20 protein-coding genes and 3 pseudogenes are annotated in these 24,787 nt (G+C 57.8%); 10 read left to right on the top strand and 13 right to left on the bottom strand.

All coding sequences use genetic code 11. The features are described 5' to 3' along the window. Nucleotides 1-20: 20 nt before the first annotated feature. A pseudogene (locus AO353_RS21150) lies at nucleotides 21-569 on the bottom strand (oligosaccharide flippase family protein); the annotation flags it as partial. A gap of 96 nt (nucleotides 570-665) precedes the next feature. Between AO353_RS21150 and AO353_RS21145 the strand changes: the two are divergent. From AO353_RS21145 to galE, 3 genes are all read left to right on the top strand, one after another. Next, nucleotides 666-2,192 carry an O-antigen ligase family protein gene (locus AO353_RS21145; RefSeq protein ID WP_054596699.1) on the top strand — a complete coding sequence of 509 codons (1,527 nt, stop codon included), beginning with the start codon at nucleotides 666-668 and terminating at the stop codon, nucleotides 2,190-2,192. Nucleotides 2,193-2,197: 5 nt separating this feature from the next. Next, complete coding sequence (locus tag AO353_RS21140; protein WP_054596698.1) at nucleotides 2,198-4,882, top strand: cellulase family glycosylhydrolase; 2,685 nt, start codon at nucleotides 2,198-2,200, stop codon at nucleotides 4,880-4,882. A gap of 87 nt (nucleotides 4,883-4,969) precedes the next feature. After that, nucleotides 4,970-5,947 carry a UDP-glucose 4-epimerase GalE gene (gene galE, locus AO353_RS21135; protein ID WP_054596697.1) on the top strand — a complete coding sequence of 326 codons (978 nt, stop codon included), beginning with the start codon at nucleotides 4,970-4,972 and terminating at the stop codon, nucleotides 5,945-5,947. A gap of 186 nt (nucleotides 5,948-6,133) precedes the next feature. Here galE and AO353_RS21130 read toward each other — a convergent pair whose 3' ends face one another. The 5 genes and pseudogenes from AO353_RS21130 to AO353_RS30835 form a co-directional block, all read right to left on the bottom strand. Next, the gene (locus AO353_RS21130; protein ID WP_237142998.1) at nucleotides 6,134-6,877 is read right to left on the bottom strand and encodes a CpsD/CapB family tyrosine-protein kinase; all 744 of its coding nucleotides are present in this window, start codon (nucleotides 6,875-6,877) and stop codon (nucleotides 6,134-6,136) included. 74 nt (nucleotides 6,878-6,951) lie between these two features. Beyond that, nucleotides 6,952-8,502 (bottom strand): GumC family protein, encoded by a 1,551-nt coding sequence (locus AO353_RS21125; protein ID WP_054596696.1) that lies wholly within the window; start codon nucleotides 8,500-8,502, stop codon nucleotides 6,952-6,954. A 20-nt stretch (nucleotides 8,503-8,522) separates the two neighbouring features. Continuing rightward, nucleotides 8,523-9,641: a hypothetical protein gene (locus tag AO353_RS21120; RefSeq protein ID WP_054596695.1), complete on the bottom strand. Its 1,119-nt coding sequence runs from the start codon at nucleotides 9,639-9,641 to the stop codon at nucleotides 8,523-8,525. A gap of 26 nt (nucleotides 9,642-9,667) precedes the next feature. Beyond that, the gene (locus AO353_RS21115) at nucleotides 9,668-10,225 is read right to left on the bottom strand and encodes a polysaccharide biosynthesis/export family protein (protein WP_054598290.1); all 558 of its coding nucleotides are present in this window, start codon (nucleotides 10,223-10,225) and stop codon (nucleotides 9,668-9,670) included. A gap of 129 nt (nucleotides 10,226-10,354) precedes the next feature. Continuing rightward, a pseudogene (locus AO353_RS30835) lies at nucleotides 10,355-10,524 on the bottom strand (MFS transporter); the annotation flags it as partial. 18 nt (nucleotides 10,525-10,542) lie between these two features. Here AO353_RS30835 and AO353_RS31645 point away from each other — a divergent pair. After that, nucleotides 10,543-10,897: pseudogene (locus tag AO353_RS31645) on the top strand (GNAT family N-acetyltransferase); the annotation flags it as partial. Further along, nucleotides 10,869-11,663, top strand: coding sequence for a carbohydrate deacetylase (locus AO353_RS21105; protein ID WP_054596693.1), 795 nt, complete (start codon nucleotides 10,869-10,871; stop codon nucleotides 11,661-11,663). The pseudogene AO353_RS31645 and the gene AO353_RS21105, both read left to right, overlap by 29 nt. A 61-nt stretch (nucleotides 11,664-11,724) precedes the next feature. On the opposite strand, the gene AO353_RS31400 is transcribed toward AO353_RS21105, so the two are convergent. Then, the gene (locus AO353_RS31400) at nucleotides 11,725-11,883 is read right to left on the bottom strand and encodes a hypothetical protein (protein WP_173859989.1); all 159 of its coding nucleotides are present in this window, start codon (nucleotides 11,881-11,883) and stop codon (nucleotides 11,725-11,727) included. Nucleotides 11,884-12,221: 338 nt separating this feature from the next. Between AO353_RS31400 and AO353_RS21100 the strand changes: the two genes are divergently transcribed. The 3 genes from AO353_RS21100 (at nucleotide 12,222) to AO353_RS21090 (ending at nucleotide 14,693) form a co-directional block, all read left to right on the top strand. Next, the gene (locus tag AO353_RS21100) at nucleotides 12,222-13,442 is read left to right on the top strand and encodes a hypothetical protein (RefSeq protein WP_054596692.1); all 1,221 of its coding nucleotides are present in this window, start codon (nucleotides 12,222-12,224) and stop codon (nucleotides 13,440-13,442) included. A 35-nt stretch (nucleotides 13,443-13,477) separates the two neighbouring features. Beyond that, complete coding sequence (locus AO353_RS21095; protein ID WP_054596691.1) at nucleotides 13,478-14,107, top strand: PQQ-binding-like beta-propeller repeat protein; 630 nt, start codon at nucleotides 13,478-13,480, stop codon at nucleotides 14,105-14,107. A 100-nt stretch (nucleotides 14,108-14,207) separates the two neighbouring features. Further along, nucleotides 14,208-14,693, top strand: a complete 486-nt coding sequence (locus tag AO353_RS21090; RefSeq protein ID WP_054596690.1) for an adenosine-specific kinase — start codon at nucleotides 14,208-14,210, stop codon at nucleotides 14,691-14,693. Nucleotides 14,694-14,779: 86 nt separating this feature from the next. Here AO353_RS21090 and AO353_RS21085 read toward each other — a convergent pair whose 3' ends face one another. Beyond that, complete coding sequence (locus AO353_RS21085; RefSeq protein WP_054596689.1) at nucleotides 14,780-15,400, bottom strand: LysE family translocator; 621 nt, start codon at nucleotides 15,398-15,400, stop codon at nucleotides 14,780-14,782. Nucleotides 15,401-15,683: 283 nt separating this feature from the next. Beyond that, nucleotides 15,684-16,106, bottom strand: a complete 423-nt coding sequence (locus AO353_RS21080; protein WP_054596688.1) for a DUF2000 domain-containing protein — start codon at nucleotides 16,104-16,106, stop codon at nucleotides 15,684-15,686. A 371-nt stretch (nucleotides 16,107-16,477) separates the two neighbouring features. Between AO353_RS21080 and AO353_RS21075 the strand changes: the two genes are divergently transcribed. Together AO353_RS21075 and AO353_RS29975 are read left to right on the top strand one after the other, a co-directional pair. Continuing rightward, a complete protein-coding gene (locus tag AO353_RS21075) occupies nucleotides 16,478-16,963 on the top strand; it encodes an Lrp/AsnC family transcriptional regulator (RefSeq protein ID WP_054596687.1) in 486 nt (161 codons plus the stop codon). Between the two features lie 239 nt (nucleotides 16,964-17,202). Further along, nucleotides 17,203-17,496, top strand: coding sequence for a DUF3761 domain-containing protein (locus AO353_RS29975; protein ID WP_306460895.1), 294 nt, complete (start codon nucleotides 17,203-17,205; stop codon nucleotides 17,494-17,496). Between the two features lie 135 nt (nucleotides 17,497-17,631). On the opposite strand, the gene AO353_RS21070 is transcribed toward AO353_RS29975, so the two are convergent. The 4 genes from AO353_RS21070 to AO353_RS21055 are packed head-to-tail and all read right to left on the bottom strand — an operon-like array spanning nucleotide 17,632 to nucleotide 24,725. After that, the gene (locus tag AO353_RS21070) at nucleotides 17,632-19,275 is read right to left on the bottom strand and encodes a fatty acid--CoA ligase (protein WP_054596686.1); all 1,644 of its coding nucleotides are present in this window, start codon (nucleotides 19,273-19,275) and stop codon (nucleotides 17,632-17,634) included. A 24-nt stretch (nucleotides 19,276-19,299) separates the two neighbouring features. Beyond that, complete coding sequence (locus tag AO353_RS21065; RefSeq protein WP_054596685.1) at nucleotides 19,300-21,078, bottom strand: acyl-CoA dehydrogenase C-terminal domain-containing protein; 1,779 nt, start codon at nucleotides 21,076-21,078, stop codon at nucleotides 19,300-19,302. Nucleotides 21,079-21,085: 7 nt separating this feature from the next. Then, the gene (locus tag AO353_RS21060) at nucleotides 21,086-23,620 is read right to left on the bottom strand and encodes an efflux RND transporter permease subunit (protein ID WP_054596684.1); all 2,535 of its coding nucleotides are present in this window, start codon (nucleotides 23,618-23,620) and stop codon (nucleotides 21,086-21,088) included. 31 nt (nucleotides 23,621-23,651) lie between these two features. Next, nucleotides 23,652-24,725, bottom strand: a complete 1,074-nt coding sequence (locus AO353_RS21055; protein ID WP_054596683.1) for a WD40/YVTN/BNR-like repeat-containing protein — start codon at nucleotides 24,723-24,725, stop codon at nucleotides 23,652-23,654. Between the last annotated feature and the right edge of the window lie 62 nt (nucleotides 24,726-24,787).

Raw genomic sequence — 24,787 nt, 5'->3', positions numbered from 1 at the left:
AGGGCAGTTGGATTGCAGTATAGGTAAGCGATGACCAGCAGCCCGGCAAGCTGGGACGCAAACTCGGCGAGCACCACTTTCTTTTGCTGGAAATCGCGAACGGCCAAGTCGAGTTTCGTCGACTGGAACCCAAAGATGATCGCGGTAAAACCGGTAAAGACCAACACCAGCGGCAACTCCGGTGCGGCATAGGTGGAATTGACCGACCACAAATTGATGACTTGCGCAAACCAGGTGAAGCCCGCGATTAGAAGTGTCGAAGCAAAAAGGACAACGCCACGCAGGATCTGCACTGTCCAGGCGGTATTGAGAAACACTGGATCGTCGCCACGCGGGCTCTGGATAATGTTCTGGCGCAAACCGACATCGGAAAGCAAGTGCAGAACCACCGAAACGGTGGTGGCGATGATCATTACGCCGAAAATTTTCGGCATCAGCAGACGGGCCATTACCAGGTTGCCGCCCAAGCGAATGGCTTGAGAGGCTACAAGCGCCCCCAGATTCCATGCCCCAGCAGATATCGCTCGCCTGCGAAGGCTCAACGATGGCGATAAATCAATTGGAGGCATGACATCAACCCCAAACTCAAATGGTACGCACGTTACTATAGCTACAATTGGTCATCTCACTAGCCGTTGCTCACCCATCCATGAGTTCAAGAATCCATGCCTGAGCACTTTCGCGCGTTAATCGTCATTCTAGTTTTAGCTGGCATCGTTTTTGCCTTGGCGCGTCGACCAGCAGTAGACCTGATCCCACACCACGACTTCACTCGTCGCCGCAATCTGTGGTTCGCATTGACGCTACTGGCCTTTGTCTCGCACAGTTTCTGGGTGTACGCGGGCATTGCCGCTATTATTTTGACCGTCGCACGACAACGCGAACGCAATCCTCTGGCACTGTTTTTCCTTCTGCTGTTTCTCATCCCGCCGGCCCCGGCAGAGATTCCCGGCTTCGGCCTGATCAACTATTTTTTTGCACTTAACCATATTCGTCTGCTCGCATTGTGTCTGTTGTTGCCGGCTTTTTTCATGCTACGCAGGCAAGCAAGCACACTGAGCTTCGGACGCACCTGGCCTGACAAACTGCTAGCGGCCTACCTCTTGCTGACGAGCCTGCTTTACCTGCGTAACACCACGCTGACCGACAACCTGCGCCAGACGCTCTACCTGTTCACAGACGTTTTTTTGCCTTACTACGTTGCCAGCAGGGCACTGAAGGAACTCAGCGACTTCAAGGATGCTCTGTTGGGATTTGTACTCGCCGCCATGGTGCTGGCGCTTATTGGTCTCGTCGAATTTGCCCGCCATTGGCTGCTGTACAACGCGCTGATTGTCGCCCTGGACATGCACTGGGGAATGTCCAGCTACCTGAATCGTGGTGATTCATTACGCGCCAGCGCCACCACCGGCCAGGCAATCGCACTGGGTTACGTCATTAGCGTGGCCATCGGCTTTTACCTGTTCTTGCGCGAGAGCGTACGCAGCCGATTGCAGCAATGCCTCGGCGCGCTCTTGCTGGCTGGCGGTCTGTTTGCACCGGTGTCGCGTGGCCCCTGGATTGGCGCAGCCGTCATGATCACCGTGTTCATCGCCACCGGCCGTAAAGCTGTCAAACGCCTGATGCTTCTGGCAATCGCCGGAGCGCTCGCCCTTCCCCTGCTGGCCATCGTGCCTGGCGGGCAAAAATTCCTCGATCTGCTACCGTTCATCGGTACGGTAGACGTAGAGAACATCACGTACCGGCAGCGCTTGATTGACAACTCAGTGATCGTCATCCAGCGCAACCCTTGGTTGGGCTCTTTCGATTACCGCAACACTCCTGAGATGCAGTCCATGATTCAGGGCGAGGGCGTCATCGATATTGTGAATACCTATATCGCCCTGGCGCTGGACATCGGTCTGATCGGATTGACGCTATTCGTGTTTTTTTTCGCCACTGTGCTGCTCGGCATTCATACGGCAATACGCTCGTTCCCCAACAAAGACGATGAGGCGCGCCGACTCGGACGTGCGCTGTTGGCGGTACTGGCCGGGATACTGGTGACCATCTTTACCGTTAGCAGTATCACGGTGATCCCCGTGGTGTATTGGTCGGTGGCCGGACTGGGTGTGGCCTATGCTCAGATGGTGCGCAGGCTCAAGCGCACTGAGACTGCAAGCAGTGCGAGCGCCAACCTTCAACTCCGGTAACGCTCATGACCTCTTTTTTTCACCGCCCCCATATGCTGCTAGTGGTTCTCCTGCCCCTTGCTATTTGGCCGTTTAGCACCTGGGCGTCGGACTGGGTCTCCAGCGTGGATGAGCGCAGTGGCCTGCCAATGCTGGCGCGCGGTGGCAACCCTGTAGTTTCTTCTTCATTCGCCTTCTGGGGGAGCCACTGGGAATGGGCGGATTTGCCGACCGCGTTCAAAGTGAACTCCCCTTATAGCTACTCCCTTGCAGGCAAGAACAAAAACCTGGATTTCGACGTAAGTGCGCAGATTCAGAAGGAAGACGAGCAAAAGTTAACCTGGAACATTGCCCTGGATGCACACAGCATGATGCCGGACGTGATGGGCGGAGGCATCGTCTTCAAGTTCGATCCTGCCCTTTACAATGGAGAAATGGGTGAGCCGGCTTTGCTACCCGACAACCGCGGCTGGTCCTGGGGGAATACACAAAGCCGACGCATTGAGATGCGTTTTGAGCCTGCACTGGCAAGTGTGTACTTTGAACCGGGTGATAAATCTCAGGTGCGTGCTTTTTTTTACAAGAACACGATCAAACCCGGCCGCCAAAATTTCAAAGCCACTTTGAGCCTATCTGGCGATGTGGTACTCGGTCCGACCACAACCGAGCGCTTCGGGCTGGCGGACACAAGGAGCTGGCCGAGTGACACGCTCGACTGGAAAACCTCGCCGGTCGATCTGTCCTTTCTTAACGCTCACGAAAAACCTGCAGGTAAGCGCGGCTTCGTCAAAGTATCCGGCGAGCAACTGCTATTCGCGGACAACACCCCGGCGCGCTTCTGGGGCACTAACCTGGCGGCCTATACGCTGTTTCTTACGCCAGACGATGCAATCAAGCAGCAGGCCAAACGCCTGTCGGCACTCGGGTTCAATCTCGTACGACTGCACCACCATGACTCCCCATGGGTCATCCCAAACATCTTTCTCGACAGACACCTCACACGTGACACCCAGCAACTAAGCCCGGATTCGCTGAAAAAAATTGACTGGTGGATCAAGTGCCTCAAAGACGAGGGCATTTATGTATGGCTCGATATGCACGTCGAGCGAGCCCTCACGGCAAACGACAACATCTATGGCTTCGACGAAATGCCAAAAGATGACAGGAACGACGCCGGCCTCAAGGGCTATGCGTATGTAAATATCACTATTCAGCAGGCGATGAAGCGCTTTGCCCAAGCCTATTTGACCCATGTAAACACCTACACCGGACTCGCCTACAAAGACGATCCGGCGATCGCCGCCGTACTGATTACCAACGAAAACGATGTCACCCAGCACTTTGGCAACGCCCTATTACCAGACAAACGAGTGCCAAAGCACAACCGGATCTACATGGCCGAGGCCAAGGCCTTTGCGAACCAGCACAATCTATCCGCAAGCCAGACCTGGCGCTCCTGGGAGCCCGGCCCTGCCAAGCTGTTCCTTAACGATTTGGAGCGACGTTTCAACGTAGACATGATTCAACACCTACGTGAATCAGGAGTGAAGGTACCCATCGCCACGACCAGTACCTGGGGTGGCAATGGCCTTAACGCCCTACCGGCCCTTACCGCTGGCGACCTGATCGACGTCCATAGCTACGGTGGCTCTGGGCAGCTAGAGAAAAACCCGATCACCAGTGACGGTTTACTGCACTGGATTGCCGCCGGCCAAGTCATAGGCAAACCCCTGACCGTCACCGAGTGGAACACTGAACCCTTCCCGACACCCGACCGCCACTCGCTGCCACTCTATATGGCTGGCACCGCCAGCCACCAAGGCTGGGACGCACTGATCCACTATGCCTACAGCCAGGAGCCGCTAACCGGCGAATGGATGAGTGCCAGCAACTGGCACGCCTATAACGACCCTGCCCTGCTGGCCACCCTGCCCGCCGCCGCCTTGCTTTACCGCCGAGGCGACGTTCGCGAAGCAATGACGACCTATGTCTTCGCGCCGACGCCAAGCACGCTATTCAACCAACCCATCACACCGACCAACGCTGTTCTACTGCGTACCGCCATGGAGAAAGGCAAACTGCAGATCGCCATGCCACAGACGCCAGAATTACCTTGGTTGCAGCAGAGCATTATCTCGAGCAATGCCCAGGTGTTTCATGACGCCAATCAGTCGCTGCTGGACGCCAATGCCAGCGAGTCCACGACAGACACTGGCGAGTTAAAGCACAACTGGAAACAAGGCATCTACACCATCAATACGCCACGCACCCAAGCAGCAACCGGCTGGATCGGCGGCGAATCGATCAGCCTTGGCAACATCCAGGTTCAAGTGAAGACCGCTAATGCCAGTGTGGTGGTGCAAAGCCTGGACAGCGCGCCTATCGGCCGATCGCAAGACTTACTGATTTCACTGGGTACCCGTGCCATCCCCAAAGACGACAACAAAACACCTTTTTATGTCGAGCCCCTCGAAGGCACCCTGACAATCCAGGCACCGCAAGGCTTGACACTTTTCACCCACGGCATCCTTGCGCAAATGAAGGAGCTGCCCGCCACCTACCTTGATGGACGCTATACGATCAAGTTCGACGGCCAGCAGATGTCCAATTGGTTATTTTTGAAAAAAAGCGTTCTGCAAGCTACAACTTCAGGTGACGCACAGACAAAACTTGCCGAAACAGCACCATCAAGCACGCCGGCAAGCCAATAACTAACCCGTCTATTTAAAACAGGGTCAGGCCGATCGCGCTGACGCTCCAATCTGCGCTTACACAGCAACAGTTTCGGGGAGATCAGGATGAAATTTTTGGTTGTTGGTGGCGCAGGCTATATCGGCTCGCATATGGTCAAGCAACTACTGCGTGCAGGTCACGAACCGGTGGTGGCAGACAACTTTTCAACGGGCCATCGCGGCGCATTGATGGGCGGGAGATTGGTCGAACTGGACATCGCCGACGCACAAGCCCTGGACGTCTTGTTTGCGGGACAGCACTTTGATGCCGTGTTCCACTTCGCCTCATTTACACAAGTGGGCGAATCCGTCACTGAACCTGCCAAGTATTACCAAAACAACCTGGCTGGAACCCTTACGCTGCTACAAGCCGTGGTTCGTGCCGGGGTTAAAAACTTCATTTTTTCCTCGAGCGCAGCCATCTATGGCGACCCGGTGTATGTACCTATCGACGAAGAGCATCCCAAGGCCGCGATCAACCCTTATGGTCGAAGCAAGTGGATGGTGGAGCAGATGCTTGAAGATTTCGACCGTGCATACGGACTCAAGTCGGTCTGCCTGCGCTACTTCAACGCCGCCGGAGCAGACCCTGAAGGACAGTTAGGTGAACGCCGTGAACCGGAAACCCACCTGCTTCCACTGATACTGCAAGCGGCCTCCGGTCGGCGCACAACCATCACCGTCTATGGCCGTGACTACGACACACCTGACGGCACTTGCATTCGCGACTACATCCACGTTGTCGACCTCGTTGCAGCTCATGCACTTGCCGTGAATTATTTACTGGCAGGTGGTGCAAGCACGGCTTTGAACCTCGGAAACGGTCAAGGTTTCTCAGTACAACAAGTCATAGACACTGCACGCGCCGTGACCGGCCAGGGTATCTCCGTGAGCGAAGCGCCACGCCGCGTCGGCGATCCGCCACGCCTTGTGGCCGATCCCCGCATGGCCAATACATTACTTGGCTGGCAACCGCAATATGCCTCACTTGAACAGATAGTGGCGCACGCCTGGAGCTGGGAGCAGAAGTACCCTTGGCACTGAAAGTCGGCGCTGGCGCATACGCCGAACGCCTAAGGGTGACGCTCTAGGCTCTATACGAAAACTGCCTGCGCGACGATCATGCTGCGTTAAAAACAGGCTCGGAATGCTCATTTAGTGGACTAAACTCCGCTTCCTCGCCTGTTTTTGCCTTGCCTGATCGCCGCTCGGCGAGTTTTCGTACAGAGCCTAGTAGTAAGAGCGACTTGGGCGCTCGGCTTTGTTTAGTACCGTGCCAATAAGATTGGCTGTCCCCAGATGATAAAGGCTTTCCTCGATCTCTTTCTTGCTGTTCATGCCGTTGGCGACCACCAGCAGGACGCAGTCGAATTTAGGCAAGACGGTAATAGCATCGTCCGAACTCAACAACGGCGGCAAGTCGAAAATCACGATACGCGAGTCGTAGCGCTCGCGCAGATCAGTAATCAAATCGCTCACTGTAGGCGATGACAGCACCTCGGTGGAGAGAGGGATCGGCTCTCGCGTCGGCAGGACTACAAAGCGCGGCAAGGTCGGGTTGACCAGAACCTCTTGCAGTTCCGCTTCATTGTCCAGCAATTCATTGAGCGATTTCTCCATCGGCAGACCCAGGCAGGCACCCACCATCGGACGACGCAAGTCGAAATCCACCAGTAGCGCCGTCTTGGTGGTGTGATGGGCGATGCTCATTGCCAGGTTGATAGCCAATACAGTCTTGCCTGCCTCCGGAGTTGGCGAGGTGATAGCAAGCGTGCGCCAGCCATTTTCTTCCATGACTTTCAGAACTTGCGTACGCAGCAGATCGAAAGCCCCCCCCATATTCGAGTTTTTGTTGTACGCCACAATGCGATTGCGCTCGAGATGATCTGGCCGCAGCGGTACAACTTTGGTTTGCACATAACTCAGCGCATTCAGACCAGCAGACTGCCCGGTCACTGTCATGGCTTTTGGCATTGTCACGAGACTTGACGAAGGCTGTTGCTCGGAATTCTCGGTATCGGGCTTGATTATTTCCATGGCTATATTCCTTATGCAAACCGGCCCAGAGTTTTAAACATCAGAAGGTCCAGAGGCATGTAGAAGAAGTGCAGGAACACCAAAAAAAGCACGATTATCACGACTCCACTGACGATCAATCGCGTTCGCCACTGCTTACGGCGTGCCAGTTCCGCTCTGGTGTATATGTAGGGAATCGCAACCAATATGCGTCTACCCAGCACACTGGCCAAGGCTTCAGCTCCGCGCACGCGCTGGTTCAGCATCTCAAGGACCATCACCAATGCGCCAGCGCCCACCGGAGCGAGAACAAAGCCCATGGCAACCACTTTTTTACGGTTCGGCCGTATCGGCTTTTCAGGCATCAATGGCGATTCCAGAAGAACAAAACGCTCGGCTTTGTTTTCCTGCTCCAGGCTTTCGGAAATTTTCGCACTCATTTCCTTGGTGCGTATTTCCTCGTATTTCTTTTTAGCGTTTTCATAGTCACGCATCAGTGTGACCAAGCCGCGCTCGACTTGCGGCGTCTCAAGAATTTGCGCCTCGTAGTCGGCTATTTTTTTGAGTATTTCCTGCTTTTGATCGGCCAGCGACTTGATACGTGTTTCTGCGGCAGTAATCCGGGCCTGAGCCTTGGCAAGGTCCAGATTGACTGAAGCCGCTGCACCACCAGCACCTTTGGTAGCCTCAAGTGCAGCAATTTTGCGTTTGACGGCACGCACATCGGGGTGGGCTTCGGTATACAGCGACAGTAACCGGGTGTACTCCGCCTTCAGGCTACCCAGATCTTGCTGTTTATCAACCGCCGCGCCGGGCGATCCATGCTTGGTCGCTGCTGCGGAAAGCTCCAACTCATTGAAGCGCAACTCCTCACGGGCAGTTTTGTAGTCACGGTCGACCTCTTTAAGCTCGGTTTCGGCGCGTGACAACATATTCATGCGCAACTCCTGATGCTCGGGAAGCGCGTTGCTGTGCGCTTGCTTGAAGTCTGCCAAGCGGTTTTCCAGGGCTTCCAGTTCGACCCTGAGCTTGTCCGCCTCCTGCGTCAGAAACTCCGTTGTTTCACTGGCGCGCTCGGTGCGCTGCTTGATGTTTTCATCCAGAAACAGCGTCACCAGTTCGTTGGCCACTTTGTTGGCAATCTCTGGCTGCCGGTGCTCAAAGGCAAGACGGAAAGCAATTGTCACTTCTCCGCGCCCCTTAACGACAGCACTGACCAAGGAGACTGTAATCGCATTGCGCATTTCATCGATTTTCTCGGAAAGGCTCAACTGCCGGCTTTGCGAAGCAAAAAGATTGTACTTGTCGATGATCGCTTCCAGATGCTCACGGGTCATCACGCGCTGGCGAATGACTTCGATGCGCTCATCGGCAAAGGTATTGTTGTTCCCCGCCACCAGGTCTGGCGAAATCTGCTGAGACTCGACCAGAATAGTGCCAGATGACTCGTAGATGGGCGGGATAGAGATCGCGACCACTACGCTCAGGCCGAGTATTACCGCGAAACTCAGGATCAACAGCAAGGCATGGTGCTTGATGACAGCAATGTAGTCGTTGACCGACATTTCGTATTCAGAGGTCATATGTATCACCCAGCTGAATTTCAGAAGTTGGGGTGACTATAGGTCAAGGTCAACCCGACGACGTTTGCGGTGGCATCCGGCAAGCCATCTTGCTGGAGTTCTTTGTACATGAAGGATAGGCGCGCCACCCAGAAAGGCGAGAGTTCCCGGCTAAACCAGACACCGACATTGCGCAGGGTATTAGGCGCCAGCCCTTTGGTTTTTTGCCATGAGGTATCAAAACCGGTACGGCTGGTGTCGTCGAGGGCATAACTCCATGTACCGCTCAGGTTATCAACCTCGACAAAACCGCCGTCGCCGCTGGCGACAGTACTACGACTGGCGCCGATACTTGTATCCACACGCTCACCGGTATAGTGCAACGAAAAACCGCCTTGGCCACGGGGGCGGCTGTTCGAGCCAGAGACTTGATTGACACCTGCGTAAAGCGACCCCTTGAGCCGCTCGGAGATCTCAACGTTCAAGCCGACAGTGGGGGTGTAACTGTTTGAGGAAGGCACCGCAGATCCCTGCTGCGGCTCATAACGCTTCACGCCAAAACGCGTGAATAGCTCCACACGCTCGCTCCATGCGTAGTTCAAGCCTAGGCGGTTCGAAAGCTCGTCATAGTTGGTCAGTGTATTAATGTCGTAAGTGACATGTGTGTAGTCGGTTTCGTTAACCAAGGTAGTTCGCTCACTGAGAGCGGTACTCCAGTTGCCGCCGAACGAGGTTAGCTTTTGCGTACCATCGGTGGTGGCAATCACGCCGGTCGCTTGAACCGCAGTGGAAAGCGTTGAACTCTCAATATACTTCGCCGTGAGTCCAAAACCACCCGTCTCGGTCTCGCGCTGCCACCCTAACTGCACGTTGGGGTCTTCGCGGTCCGAAACGATGGACGTATCAGACGAACGCACCAGATTCATACCAAGACCGAACCGCCACTGATCCCGGTCTGAAGTACCGACAAGCGTGTAATCGGGGGCGATGATCGTACGAGTCACACCCTTCTTGTTTTCCGTAACAAGCACCGGGTTGCTGTTGTACTCGACAGTCGAAGGCACAACGATTGCCGATTGCCAAGTGGCAGCATAGGCCACACCGGAGCACGGCAAGATCAAGATAGCCGTCGCAACTCCCGTCGTTCGCAGCACGGGCAAGATAATCCTTAGTGCTTCGCGCAAGGCTAAGGCACGACCAGCGTATCGCCGGCCTGGAGTTGAATATTGGTGGACATGTCATCCCCGGACATCAAATCGCTGTAATGGACGGGCAGGATCTCTTGTTTAGCCCCATTGCGGCGCACGACCTTGATGCCAGCCTTGTCGGCGAATTTGTCGAGCCCGCCCGACATGCTCAATACTTGCAGCACTGCAGTTGGACCTGACATCTGCACGGTGCCGGGCTTCAGCACCTTACCCTGCACATAGACGAGATTGCCTGCGGTGCTCGTGATGACAACGCTCACGTTCGGATCGGGTATGAACTCCTTAAGCCTGGCAGCGACTTTCTTTGCGACGGCAGTGGCATCAAGCCCAGCAACATCGACTTGTCCTGCCAGCGGGAAGGTAATGCTGCCATCAGGAAGTACGTGCACCTCCTGTTTCAGCTTCTCTTCGCCCCAAACGGAAATCGAAATGACGTCACCTGGACTTAGCAGATAAGCCGCGGCTTTTTCGTCGGCACTGGTAATGCTGGGCCAGACCACCAGCGCGCAGAGCACAGGCAATAACAAACGCAACATAAGGATCCCTCCGACCAAGTAGCATGCACAGAGATTCACAAAAAAACGGGGCGAAAACACTCCCTCTCCTTTGACGCCAAAGCAACGATCAAACAGCAATCGCCTCGAGCTTCCTGGCGGCCAATTTTCGCCGAAACCAAACATCAGACCGAAGAACATCCCGGCAATCATCCCGACGTTTCCCGGTACTCGTTCTTGAGCGTAGACCACAATGGCGAGAACGCCGAAGCCAGGATGAAGCCGATCACCACGCTCAGCACACGGGTCCAGAACAGGTCCACATGAGGCAGCAATAGCGTGACGAGGATCGAGCCACCCTCCCCGCCCAAGGGCGAGTACGCGTGGTCGTGCTGGAACTTGACGGGCGTTGCATCAGCTATCGTCTAGGCTTGCTGGAACAGGGTCGGCTCTAACGACTACAACCTGGCGTTCCTGCCGCAATATGCCGGTCTGGGCAACGGCCGAGTGCTGCTTGATGAGTGGATTCGCTGGGGTCTGGACGAGGGCTGGCAGCACATCAAACCGAGGCTGCAACAGTGGCAAGCCAAACGTGCGGCAGCTGTCGCACGTTTGACCCGCTCCCCCTTTGTGACCGGCGTCGATAAAAAAATCGCGCCCACTGCACATCCCATGGAGGACGAACATGCCTCGCCAAGTCATAGTCAACGCTGACGATTTCGGTCTCAGCCTGAACGAAAACGCAGTCATCCTGCGGGCCTTCCAGGCCGGGGTGATCAGCTCCGCTACCGTCATGGCCAACATGCCCGCCTTCACCGCAGCCTGTGAGCTGGCGCAACAGCCACTGCTCAAGGGCCGCGTCGGCCTGCACTTCAATCTCACGTACGGCCGGCCCCTGAGCCGGGCGATTCTCGAGCTACCAACTTTTTGCGACACGGCTGGCGAGTTCGACCTGAACCTGCCCCGCCACCGCCTGTGGCTCAGCCGCCAGCAACACGATGCCGTGCTGAAGGAGCTCGAAGCGCAATGGCAGCACTGCCTGGACAATGGCCTGCAGCCCAGCCATCTCGATTCCCACCAGCATGTTCACACTATCTGGCCGATCGGTGAGATCGTCGCGCGTTTTGCTGCCCGCCAAGGAGTCCCCGTTCGCCTGGCGCGCAATCTGGGGTACAACCACAGCCTGGCCAAGCGAGTCTTCAAGAGCTTGCTCAACCGGCGTTTACAGCGCCTTGCCGGTGCCACGGCGGACTACGTCTGTACCCCGGTGGACTTGCGCAACGCCAGGCCACCGGCAGACGGACTGCTGGAAATCGTTGCCCATCCGACGATGCTCGGCAGCGACTTTGGCGACGCCTATCTGTATCAGGGTGAGTCCTTGAGCAAGTTGCTCGACAACCGCCTGCCGGGCATTCCACGGGTTTGCTATAACGTGTTGGCGCGCACACGACCCGCAGCGGCCACGACGACATTGGATTAGCACAACGATGACAGCACAACGCCCGGGACTGGCCACGGGCATTGTGCAAAAGGCAGATGGCTCAGGGTTTAAGCGGCCATTCCTGGTCAAGATCCGAAAGGCTTTTGCCGTCGTCCGGATGCTTCCACGTCGGATCGGGTGGATTCTCTTCCGGGGTCGCTTCTTCTGGCTTTTCCTCTTCAGAATCTTCGTACTGTTCGCGTTTCTTTTCAGTTGCCATAAGCCCTCCTCCTGAGGTTTGCGTTCAATTTCAGGATAGAACAAAGCCACTGCTTCGCTACCGACCAACTGTCTGTATTGCACTGTGTACAGCAACCTTGGCGATTTTCGCCTCTTCCAGCAGCCCCTGAATCACCTGCTCTTGTTCGGCGTAATCACCTTCCCCGAAATGGCTGTAGCGCAAGCCTGCCTCTGGCAGGCGCCAGTAAGCTCTGAATGTCTTTCTGCGAAGGCAGAACCTGACTCAGCGCTTGTTACCCTCCAGGCTGTTTGGTAGTCGTGAGATAGACTAAGCAGCGGGTATCGGAGGGCAGGAGTGACAGCTGTGGCGCGACTCTGATGGATTCGCTGATAACGGCCGCGGCGCGTGCGCTCGCTGCGGGTGATCCCCTCGGCGCACTGAACCGGGTGGCCTTGCGCGACGATGCGCCGGCACTCGCGTTACGCGGCATCGCCATGGCGCAGCTCGGCGAACTGGTTCGCGCGAAGGCTCTATTGCGCAGTGCGGCACGTGCCTTCGGCCCGAAAGAGGCCTTGGCCCGTGCGCGGTGCGTGGTCGCCGAGGCCGAGATTGCGCTCGCTTCGCGCGACCTTGGCTGGCCTGCGAAAGCACTCGATGCAGCACGGACGACACTCGAAGAACACGGTGACCGGGTGAACGCCGCGCATGCCCGGTATCTCGAGATCCGGCGCTTGCTGCTGATCGGTCACCTCGACGAAGCCGAGCACAGGCTCGCCGAACTCGACCCCACGCCTTTACCGCCTGCATCGAGGGCCGTCCACGAATTGGTCGTGGCGGGGATCGCGATGCGCCGCCTCCAGGCGAAGACGGCACGGACAGCGCTCACTCGGGCCGAGCATGCCGCACGCCACGCCGGTATCCCTGCGCTGACAGCCGAGGTCGACAGCGCACGCCTGCTCCTCGATACGCCTGCGGCGCGCCTGATTACTGGTGGTGAGGAACGGCTTCTGCTGCTTGAGGACGTTGAAGCGCTACTGGCGTCAAAGGCGCTTGTCGTGGACGCCTGCCGTCATCTCGTGCGTGACGCACGCGCGCAAGTCTCGCTCGCAAGGCGTCCGGTGTTGTTCGCGCTCGCCCGGGCGCTGGGCGAAGCGTGGCCCGCCGACGTACCGAGGGAAACGCTTATCGCCCGAGCCTTCCGATTGAAACTTGACGATGAGTCGCATCGCGCGCGATTGCGCGTCGAGGTCGGGCGACTTCGCGCGGCGCTGCGGACAGTGGCAGGCGTGACCGCAACAAAGCGCGGGTTTGCACTGTTGCCACGCAGCGCAGCGGAAGTCGTCGTGCTGGCGCGCCCCGTCGAAGAGAAGCAGGCGGCAGTGCTCGCCTTTCTCGCCGACGGTGAGTCGTGGTCGAGTTCGGCCCTGGCGCTGGCGCTTGGCGCCAGCCAGCGCACCGTGCAGCGGGCACTCGACTCGCTGGCGGCGGCCGGCAAGGTCCAGTGGTTTGGTCGCGGGCGAGCGCGTCGCTGGATGACCCCGTCGGTGCCGGGTTTCGCGACGTCATTGTTACTCCCTGCTCCACTTCCAAGTGACTAGGATCACTCCACGACCAAACCACCAGGGTGGAAGACATGAAACACTCAGCAGCCGAAATTATCCGCGAATATGGACCCTTTCCGGGTGTCGACCATGTGCATGGGGTCACCTATGACGGTCAGCAGGTCTGGTTCGCTTCCGGAGACAAACTGAACGCCCTCGATCCGGCGAGCGGGAATACCCTGCGCTCGATCGATGTCGCCGCGCATGCCGGCACGGCCTTCGACGGTCAGCATCTGTTTCAGATCGCCGAGGATCGCATCCAGAAGATCGACCCGAAAACCGGTCGCGTGCTCGCCACGATCCCGGCACCCGGCGGCAGTGACTCAGGGCTCACATGGGCCGAAGGGACGCTCTGGGTGGGCGAATATCGGGACCGGAAAATTCATCAGATCGATCCCCAGACCGGGGCGATTCTGCGCACCATCGAGTCCAACCGATTCGTCACTGGCGTCACCTGGGTCGATGGAGAACTCTGGCACGGCACCTGGGAAGGTGACGAGAGTGAATTGAGGCAAGTCGATCCGCGAACGGGAGAGGTTCTGGAGAGCCTCAAAATGCCTTCTGGTATCGGCGTGTCGGGACTCGAGTCGGATGGCGCCGACCAGTTCTTCTGTGGAGGAGGAAACAGCGGCAAGGTAAGAGTGGTTCGCCGACCTGAATGAGACGCTGCGATCGACAGCAGACGGCGCCACTGCAAATCAATAACTATGCTTGGTTGTGTTGTCGGGCCCTGATAATACATCGCGGAAGGAGGCGTTTGAGATGCAACTCATCACATTGAAAATCGATAAGCCGGAAGCGACGAACTTCATTTTTGGGCAGACGCACTTCATCAAGTCCGTCGAGGACATTCATGAAGCATTAGTCAGTAGCGTGCCAGGCATCACGTTTGGCCTGGCCTTTTGTGAAGCCTCCGGCAAATGCCTGGTGCGCTGGTCCGGCACCGACAGCGCCATGATCGAACTGGCGCAAAAGAACGCGAAAGCCATCGCCGCAGGCCATAGCTTCATCGTGTTCCTCGGTGACGGTTTCTATCCGCTCAACGTGTTGAACACCCTCAAAATGGTTCCAGAGGTGTGCCATATCTTTTGTGCGACGGCCAACCCAACGGAAGTCATTCTCGCTGAAACGGAACAAGGCCGAGCGATCCTCGGTGTAGTGGATGGTTTTTGCGCCAAGGACATTGAAGGCGACGAAGATATCCTTTGGCGCAAAAACCTGTTGCGACAGATCGGTTACAAGCTCTGAGCTGAAGCGCCGACAATGTGTGGCGCCGTGACCGCGCTGCAAGCGAAACACTTCCATGCAGGGTGCAGCCACGGTCACTCAGCGCCTCAACGAATCAGCATCGCTGCGGCAGCCGCCACCATGATCGCCGCCGCACCGCGGAACAGCCGCTGTTGCGCTCGCAGGCTCGACAGCAGGTGCCGGATGCGCACCGCGCCAACAATGAACAGCGCACCGACGCCCAGCAGAACCAGAATGGTCAGTGGCACCAGCATCAGCCCCCAGGTCTGTAACGAGACCGTCTCAAGGTTGATCACCAGCGGCAACAACGCCAGGTAAAAGGCAATGGTTTTCGGGTTGCCCAGGGTAATGGTCAGGCCGGATATCGCCGCTGACAGCAGCTCCTTCTTCTTCACCGGCTTGCCGACTTCAATTGCCTGATGGTTGGCGAACCAGAACTGCCAGGCCAGATAGCACAGGTACAGCGCGGCCGCCCAGCGTACCAGCTGGAACAATGCATTGAAGTGCTCGGCGATCATCGCCAGGCCAAAGACGGCAAATGACAGGTAGGTCAGATCGCCGAGGATCAGCCCAAACAGCAGACAAAAACCCGACAACGCGCCACCGCTGACGCTCCGCGCCACCAGCGCCGCCATGCCAGGGCCGGGAATGGCGGCAGCGATACCCAGTGCTGCCGAATAGGTAAGTACTTGCGTCAAATCGAGCATGTCGTGCTCCTCAGGTCATTTATTATTGTCTTGCTCGACGCTTTCCGCTTCCGGCAAGCAAGGTTATCTATGGCACTGCCGGATAAAACAGACTATCTACCCAAGTAAAAAATTCGAATACGCCTTGACATAACGGAGTATGTTTTTAATACGCCGCAAGCCGAATATCATTCAACTCCCCGCTGCAGTTACCACCCTTCTCAAACACTGCATGTTATTGATGAACTGTACGTGCCAACTCCAGAATCTCAGGCTGAACAAAACGTACACTACAACCGTCTTGTCATTTAAACAGCGAAAGATTACCGGTCAGCTTGCTGATTTTTTTCTTCGGCCCGATCAAGCCGATGGCAACCAACTCTATGGCTGAACTGTCGGCCTCGGAGATACGCGACTCATACTCTTGATACGTCTTGCAGGATTGTGCCAAGGCGCTGAATGGCATGATGTGAATTTCATCATCCGCCAGCGCTTTCTCTTGAAGTTCCTGCAAATACTCATTGGTGGACAGCAGAATCGGCAACGGTGCGTAGATGACGCCGGGGTAATTAACATTGTCACGGCTTTGCATGTCAGGTCCGACCAGACCTTCTACCGAGCGCCCCAGGCTGACGCCGATAACGCTGACGGCATTGGCCGCATGTCCCAGCCCCAGTGCTTTGTCGACGACAATCACGCATTTGTGAACGGCAGCATCAAAATTCATTCAATCCTCCACGACGGTCAATAATCCTTCAGTTCTTCAAGTTTTGTCACCCCGAAGTCAGCCCAACCATCGAGCAACCCGACAAACTTCGTCGTGTCACTACCAATGTCAATATCCACTGCCTGCCAAGATGAAGAATCATTTATCACCCTGCAATCGCGTCCTTCGGAAAAGGAAGCGACCAACTGTGGTTTATGTATTCAACAACGCGTCCGGCATCGGCTTGTGCATAGAGGCTAAAGCGTGGCAACTTCAGCGTTAGAAGTTGAAAAAATCTTATCCCCTTTAGCCGGGGAAAAAATTTCTTTTTTAATTGCCCGGCGGATGCGTTCTGGTAGGATCTACCTCTTTCTCACAGGGACGCGGAATTTATGACCGATCAGACGCTAAATCTGACAGATGTCAAAATCCTTACAGCCTTGCAACAGGACGGCAGGATCACCAACCAGACCTTGGCCGACCAGATCGGCATGTCTGCCTCGCCCTGCTGGCGCAGGGTCCGGCAGCTGGAAGAACATCGCTTTATTCAGGGTTACAGGGCGGTGCTCGACCGACGCAGGATCGGGCTGGGAGTGATGGTGTTCATCCGGGTCAGCATCGACCATCACAGCGCAGCCGAGGCCCGGAAGTTCGAGCAGGAAGTGATGCAGCTGGAGGATGTGGTGGCGTGCTACAGCATCGGTGGCGACGCTGATTTCCTGTTGCAGGTAGTGGCACGCGATCTCGACTCGTATGCCGACTTCGCGATGTCGGTCATCCGACAGTTGCCCGGCATCAAGGAGATGCAGAGCATGTTCGTCCTCAAGGAGATCAAGCCGTTCGTGTCGTTCCCGGTCAAGCGCTCCCAAGAAGCCTGAGCAGACCTTCCAAGCCGCCAGTTAGCCAGAAACTCGCGCACCTGTACTCGCCCTATCACCAAGGTAAAGGGCAGCCCTGTGTTACGCGCATGAACCTAAAAACCAACAGAGCCCAGCACTAGACTGGGCTTTGTCACGTCAGGAAAGACGTCTTGCTTGCCCTGTAATTTCGAGGCGTACAGCAACTCCCAGAAACGACAAAATCCTACACTAGACTAGACTCTGCCTACACACCACGGATGGATCTCCCAATGAAACCAGCCTACTTGGCACTCACTGCGTGTTTGATCTTTCAGCCCGCGTTCGCAAGATCTGGTACTGATCCTCAAGTCGTAAACCCTGACGAGTCGCAACTGGTCGAGCATGGCTCGTACATCAATAGCGACGGAAAAACCGTACACAGCCCCGCCCATACAAAATCAAATCGTGCACCCGAGGGTGCAACCGCCAAGTGCCGCGACAACACCTACAGTTTTAGCCAGCACCGCCGTGGCACCTGCTCCCGCCACGGCGGTGTGATGGCTTGGCTATAAGCCATTGCTGAACGTCATCTCCCGTCTCCAGAGCCGCTATCGAGACAGCACAAAAGAACCGATCCCAAACGACTCTATTCATAGAAGACCTCGCAATGAGTGGTCAGGATTGACGTAGCATCCGTCGCACCTTTTTCAGCTCAATTCGCTTTCCCGGATCAGTTTCTTATTAATCTTCCCGACACTGGTTTTAGGAATTTCGGTGACGAACTTGAACTGCTTGGGGATCGCCCATTTGTTGATGCGGCCACGCTCGACAAACCCTTGCAGATGCACCTCCAGGATCTTGCGGTCGAGATATTGCCCAGGCGCGCACACCACCAGCGCCATCGGTCGTTCACCCCATTGCTCATCGGCAATGCCCACGACCGCGACTGACATGACGGCCGAGTGTTCGCTGATCAGGCTCTCCAGCTCCAGAGAGCTGATCCACTCCCCTCCCGTCTTGATGACGTCCTTGATTCGATCCTTGATTTCCACCCCGCCCAAGGCGTCGATAGAAGCGATGTCACCGGTGTGCATCCAACCGTCGCGCCACAACTCGGCGCCCTTTTCGGGCGCCTTCCAATAACCTTGAGTCAGCCAGGGTGCACGGACCACGATCTCGCCCACGGACTCTCCGTCATGAGGCATATCATTGCCGTTGGCATCGACGATTTTAAGATCAACCATCGGCACAGGTGTCCCGGTTTTGATGCGAATGGCCAACTGGGATTGTGTGGGCAGTTGCAGCTCCTCATCGCGCAGGTATGTCGTGCAGAGTAGCGGGCAGGTTTCCGACATGCCGTAGCCACTGTGTACGCGAATGCCTCTGGCGCTCGCTTCGCTGGCAATGCCCAGCGTCAGGGCGCTGCCCCCCAGGAGCATTTTCCAGCCATCGAAACGGGTTTGTGCCGCTTCCTCGCAGCCCAGGATCATTTGCAACAGGGTCGGCACACAATGGGAAAACGTGACGCTCTCTTCTCGGTACAGCCTGACCAGGCGGTTGGGCTCATAACGACCGGGGTACACCTGCTTGAGTCCCATCAGGGTGGCAACATAGGGCACACCCCAGGCATGCACGTGAAACATCGGGGTGATGGGCATGTAGACATCATCGGAACGCAGCAGCGGCAGACCTTGATAGACACCCAGCGTGCCCACGGCATTCAAGGTGTGCAGCACCAACTGGCGATGAGTGAAATACACGCCTTTAGGGTCACCGGTGGTGCCCGTGGTGTAGAACAGGGTCGCCACCGAGTTTTCATCGAAGTCAGGGAATTGGTACTGGTCTGCCGCTTGAGACAACAGCTGCTCATACTCCCCCAGCACGGGTAGAGACGTGTCGGTTGCCGTGTCGTCGGTCAGCTGGAGGTAGCCTTTGACGGTACTGAGCTGTCCTTGAATCTGCTCGACCAGGGGCAGGAAATCATCATGCACCAGCACCAGATCATCCTCGGCGTGGTTCATGGTGAAGAGCACCTGATCCGCAGAAAGACGAATATTCACGGTGTGCAGCACCGCGCCGATCATCGGCACGGCAAAGAAACATTCCAGATAGCGATGGCTGTCCCAATCGAGCAAGGCCACCGTATCCCCGGCCTTGACGCCGGCAGCGGTCAAGGCGTTGGCCAACCTGCGGATCCGTTGGTTGAGGGTCTGGTAGCTGTAGCGCAGTTTGTCGGCGTATACGATTTCCCGACCCGGTTCGTAGCGCACGCCGGACAGCAACAATTGCTTGATCAGCAACGGATAGGCATAGGCGCCGTCGGCGGGCGGAATTATTTTTGTCGCCATCATGGTTGGGGTTCCTTGTCCTTTCGATCAGAACTGCACGGCGTCCAGTTCGTAGAGGCATTCACTGCCGGCCTTGACCGCAGCGCTCAACGAGTGGATGCGTGGCAGCAGACGGGCAAAGTAGAAACGTGCTGTGCCCAGCTTGCTGGCGTAGAAATCATCGTCGGCCTGTTTGCCCGTGGCCGCCTTGGCCATCAGGGCCCACATGTAGGCATACGCGGTGTAGCCAAACACCTGCAGGTACTCGACCGAGGCGGCACCGATTTCGTTCGGGTTGTTCTGTGCCCGATCCAGCAGCCACGCAGTCAATTCGTCGAGGGTGTCCACGGCGGTGCTCAACGGCGTGCAGAACTCGCCGAGGTCAGTGCTGGCGTTGGCGATGAAGTGGCGAATCTCGGCGGCGAACAAACGGTAAAGCGCCCCGCCACTGCCAACGATCTTGCGCCCGGCGAGGTCCAGTGACTGGATGCCGTTGGTGCCTTCGTAGATCTGGGTGATCCGCACATCGCGAACCAATTGCTCCTGCCCCCACTCGCGGATGTAGCCATGACCACCGAAGATCTGCTGGCCATGCACCGTGGTTTCCAGCCCCATGTCGGTGAGAAACGCCTTGGCCACCGGGGTCAGCAACGACACCAGCTCCTGGGCGCGAATGCGGGTTGGCGCATCGTCGCTGTACTTGGCGGTATCCAGTTGCAGGGCCACGTAGCTGGAAAACGCCCGCCCGCCTTCGTTCAAGGCCTTCATGGTCAACAGCATGCGGCGTACATCCGGGTGCACGATGATCGGATCGGCTGTTTTGTCGGTGGCCTGCGGGCCGGTCGGCGCACGACTCTGGATGCGTTCGCGGGCGTATTCGACTGCGTTCTGGTACGAACGCTCACCCAACGCCAACCCCTGGATACCCACGCCCAGACGTTCGTAATTCATCATGGTGAACATCGCGGCCAGGCCTTTGTTCGGCGCATCGACGATCCAGCCGGTCGCGCCGTCAAAGTTCATCACGCAGGTGGCGGATGCCTTGATGCCCATCTTGTGTTCGATTGAACCGCAGGACAGCGCGTTGTGCTCGCCCAGCGAGCCATCGGCATTGACCAGTACCTTGGGCACCAAAAACAGCGAAATACCTTTAGGGCCGGCGGGCGCATCCGGCAGTCTGGCCAGCACCAGGTGAATGATGTTTTCGCTCAGGTCGTGTTCGCCACCGGTAATGAAAATCTTGCTGCCGCTGACCTTGAAACTGCCGTCGGCCTGAGGTTCGGCTCGGGTGCGAATCAAGCCAAGATCGGTGCCCGCATGGGCCTCGGTCAGGCACATCGAACCGGTCCAGGTGCCGGCGTACATGTTCGGCAGATAGCGTTCCTTGAGTTCCCGACTGGCGTGGGCATTGATCGACAGGCACGCCCCGGCGGTCAGCATCGGGTACAGGCCAAACGACAGACTGGCGCAATTGACCATCTCCTCGACCTGGGCCGAAATGGCCTTGGGCATGCCCATGCCACCAAATTGCGGGTCGCCGCCGACACCCACCCAACCGCCTTCGGCGAATGCCTGGTACGCCGCGACAAAACCGTCCGGGGCAGTCACCGTGCCGTTGCTCCAGGTGCAGCCCTGTTCGTCGCTGCTGCGGTTCAGCGGTGCGATCACTTCGGCGCTGATCTTGCCGGCCTCTTCAAGGATCGCGGCGGCTGTCTCTTCATCGATCACCTCGGCCAGGCCGGGCAGTCGGGCCCATAGCCTGGACACTTCGAAGACCTCGTTGAGGACGAAATGCATGTCGCGCAAGGGGGCTTTGTAATCAGACATCGTTGGCTTACTCCGCAATAGTCCGGGCGTGATGCATGCCCGAAGGTTGGGTTGGCGCGGTTGCACCGGCATGCCCCTGAGGGGCCTCCGGAACAGGACGACGATCAAGCGACGCCCCCCGCTGCAGGAAATACGACAGGGCAGGAATCAGAATCAGCGCGCCGAGCATGTTCCACAGGAACATGAAGGTCAGCAGGATGCCCATGTCCGCCTGGAACTTGATCGGCGACCAGACCCAGCACACTACGCCGGCCGCCAGGGTGATGCCCACCAGGCCCACCACCCGACCGGTAAACGACACGGCATTGCGATAGGCCTGGGCCAGCGGCAGGCCTTGACGCTGGTAATGCAATTGCACACTGAGCAGGTACAAGGCGTAGTCGACACCAATCCCCACGCCCAGTGCGATCACCGGCAGGGTCGCGACCTTCACGCCAATGCCCATGACCACCATCAACGCCTCGCAGAGGATCGAGGTCAGCACCAGCGGCAACAGCGCAACCAACGTGGCGCGCCAGCTGCGGAAGGTCATCAGGCAGAACAGCGTCACCGCCGCATAGACGTAAAGCAGCATGGTGCGATTGGCCTCGCGCACCACGATGTTGGTCGCGGCTTCAATGCCAGCGGTCCCGGCCGCCAGCAGGAACTGGCGCTCATCGCTGCTGTTTTCGCGGGCGAAGGTCTCGGCGATCCCGACCACTGCATCCAGGGTCTCGGCCTTGTGGTCCTTGAGAAAGGCAATCACCGGCATCAGCGAGCAGTCGGTATTGAACAACTCCGGAGAGTTGACCGAGGCTTGCTGCGCGGCATAGTTCAAGACGTCCTGGTTGCGCTGGATACTGTTGAGCTTGGGGTTGCCCTCATAGGTCCCGGCCGTGATCTGGCGCACGGCATTGACCAGCGAGGACGTCGCCTGCACCCCCGGATACTGCTGCAGTTCCCAGGCCAGACGGTCGGCGAGAACCAGTGTCTTATAGTTCAGGCAACCTTCCGCAGGCGTCTTGATCATCACCGCAAACAGATCGCTGGATAACGCGTAGTGACGGGTGATGTAGGCGTTGTCACGGTTATAACGCGAATCGGCACGCAACTCCGGCGCGCCACTTTCCAGGTCGCCGATCTTCAGGTGCTGGCTGATGACGAAGCCGCCAATGCCCATCAGCAGTGCGATCAGTACGGCGCCCGTGGCCCACTTGGCCGTGGTGAAACGGTCGAGCCAGTCCCACAGCTTGCCAAAGCCCTTGTGTCCGTCCGCCCGGGTGTCGATGTTCAAGGCGCGCTCGGCAGCCTTGGCGCCGACGCCGACATAGGAAAGCGCCACGGGCATCAGCAACAACGAGGTAAAGATCAGCACCGCGACACCAATGCTGGCGGTGATGGCCAGGTCCTTGATCACCGGTATGTCGATCAGCATCAGCACGGCGAAACCCACGGCGTCGGCCAGCAGCGCGGTGACGCCGGCGATGAACAGACGGCGAAAGGTGTAGCGCGCAGCGATCAGTTTGTGGGTGCCCCGGGCGACGTCTTGCATGATCCCGTTCATCTTCTGCGCCGCGTGGGACACACCGATGGCGAAGACCAAAAAAGGCACCAGCACCGAGTACGGGTCGATGGCATAACCCAGCCAGGCAACGATGCCCAATTGCCAGATCACTGCGACCAGCGAACAGCCGACCACCAGCAAAGTGCTGCGAACGCAGCGGGTGTAGAGGAAAATAATCACCAGCGAGGTGATCACGGCCAGGCCGAAAAACATCATCACCTGAATCAGACCGTCGATCAGGTCGCCCATCAGTTTGGCGAAACCGATCACCCGGACCTTGTACTGGCCCTTGCCCTCCTCCCCGGCTTTGCGCGCGGCACTGTCGCCGGCGAACTCGATCCTGTCGCGCAACTGCTCTTCAAGCATCTGCGAGAACCCGTGGTAGTTGATGCTCTGACCGCCGGCCGCGGCCTTGTCCAGCAACGGGACGATCAGCATGCTCGACTTGAAGTCACTGGCCACCAGGTTGCCGACGAGTCCGGCGCGGGAAATGTTCTGGCGCAACTGTTCTATTTGCTCAGGCTTGCCCTCGTAGGTATCGGGCATCACCGGGCCACCCTGGAAGCCTTGTTCGGTGACTTCGGTCCAGCGCACCGCCGGGCTCCACAACGACTTCATCCAGGCGCGATCAACGCCTTCGGTGAGGAACAGCTGGTCGTTGACCTGTTTGAGCACGTCCAGGTAAGCGGGGTCGAAGATATCGCCGCGGGTGTTCTCGACCACCACGCGCACCGAGTTACCCAAACCGCGCAGTGACTGACGGTTCTCCAGGAAATTCTGGATATACGGCTGGCTCTGCGGAATCATTTTCTCGAAGCTGGGGCGCAGTTCCAGGCGCGTTGCGGCCATGTAGCCCAGCACCACAGTGGCCAGCGCCATCAGCAGCATGAACAGCGGGCGATAGTTGAACACCATCCGCTCCAGCCGGTTACCGGAGTGGCGGTCGAAGTCACGCACGTCGCGGATCACCGGCATGGTGTCTTGTTTGATATTGCCCATGACTGGGTTCTCGCTCTAAGGGTTCGAGGTCTTATTCTTTGGGCAGTGCCTGTGCACCACGACTGCCAACCACCACCAACGCGCCATCGGCGGCCTGAGCAGCGCCGGCCACCGGTGACGGTTCGGGTTGCCGCACCAGGCGCATGTCCGCGCCAGCCCCCTGGCTGACCAGCCTCTGCCCGCCCTGGGTGAACAAGCGGTAATGACCGTTAGTGTCGACGAAGCCGGCGGTGATGCTGACGTGCAGGCCACTGTCGAGCGCAGTCCAGCTGAGGCCGCCATCCGTGCTGCGCAACACGTTGCCGCGCAAGCCGTAAGCGATCACTTCGCCGCGCTTGCCGAGCACGCCGAAAAAGCTGCCCTGATAGGGCGTCTGCACGGCGACGAAACGCTGCTGAGCCTCATCCCATTTGAGCAACAGGCCCTGCTCACCGGCGATGTACACCCCATCGCCGGTAGAGGCGATGGCGTTGAGGTGGAAGCCCTGCGGGTTGTCGGTACGGTCCTGAAACGCTGTCCAGTTCCGGCCACCGTCCTCGGTGCGCAGGATCAGGTTGAACACACCGACCACATAGCCGAGGTGGTCGTTGGCGAACCAGACGTCGAGCAAGGGTTTATCCGCGCCCTGCTCGACCAGTCGCTGGCCTTCGGCAGCCAGCAGTGGCCATTGTTCGTTGCTGGGTTCTGCACGGGCCAACGCCCCATAATGCTGGACCAGCAAGACACCGATCTGGCGGCCGTCCAGTTGCTTGCGCCAGGTCGCCCCGGCGTCGCTGCTGTGCAACACCACGCCGTCGTTGCCGACCGCCCAGCCCTGCAGGGCAGAAGGGAAATTCACCGCCGTGAGATCGGCACTCACCGGCACGGCGGCTTGCTGCCAGTGTTTGCCGGAGTCGTCGGAATAGAGAATGTGGCCACGTTGCCCAACCGCGACCAGTCGGTCGCCTGCGCGCGCCAGGCCTGACAACGGGCTGCTGACCGCCAGGGCGCTGGCCCTGGCCGGCAGATCCAGCACATCGACATAACCGGCCGCCTGGGTCAGGCCCTGCAACATTGCAAACAAGATGCCCAGCGCCCACTGCAGGTACTTTTTGTACGAACACATACCGCGTCCTCTTCGGATAGCCGCGCCGGGACACACAACCGTGCAGCCCGACGTTCAAACCA

Source organism: Pseudomonas fluorescens, from assembly GCF_001307155.1.
Taxonomy (GTDB): domain Bacteria; phylum Pseudomonadota; class Gammaproteobacteria; order Pseudomonadales; family Pseudomonadaceae; genus Aquipseudomonas; species Aquipseudomonas helvetica.
This window is presented reverse-complemented; position numbering and strand designations above follow the sequence as displayed.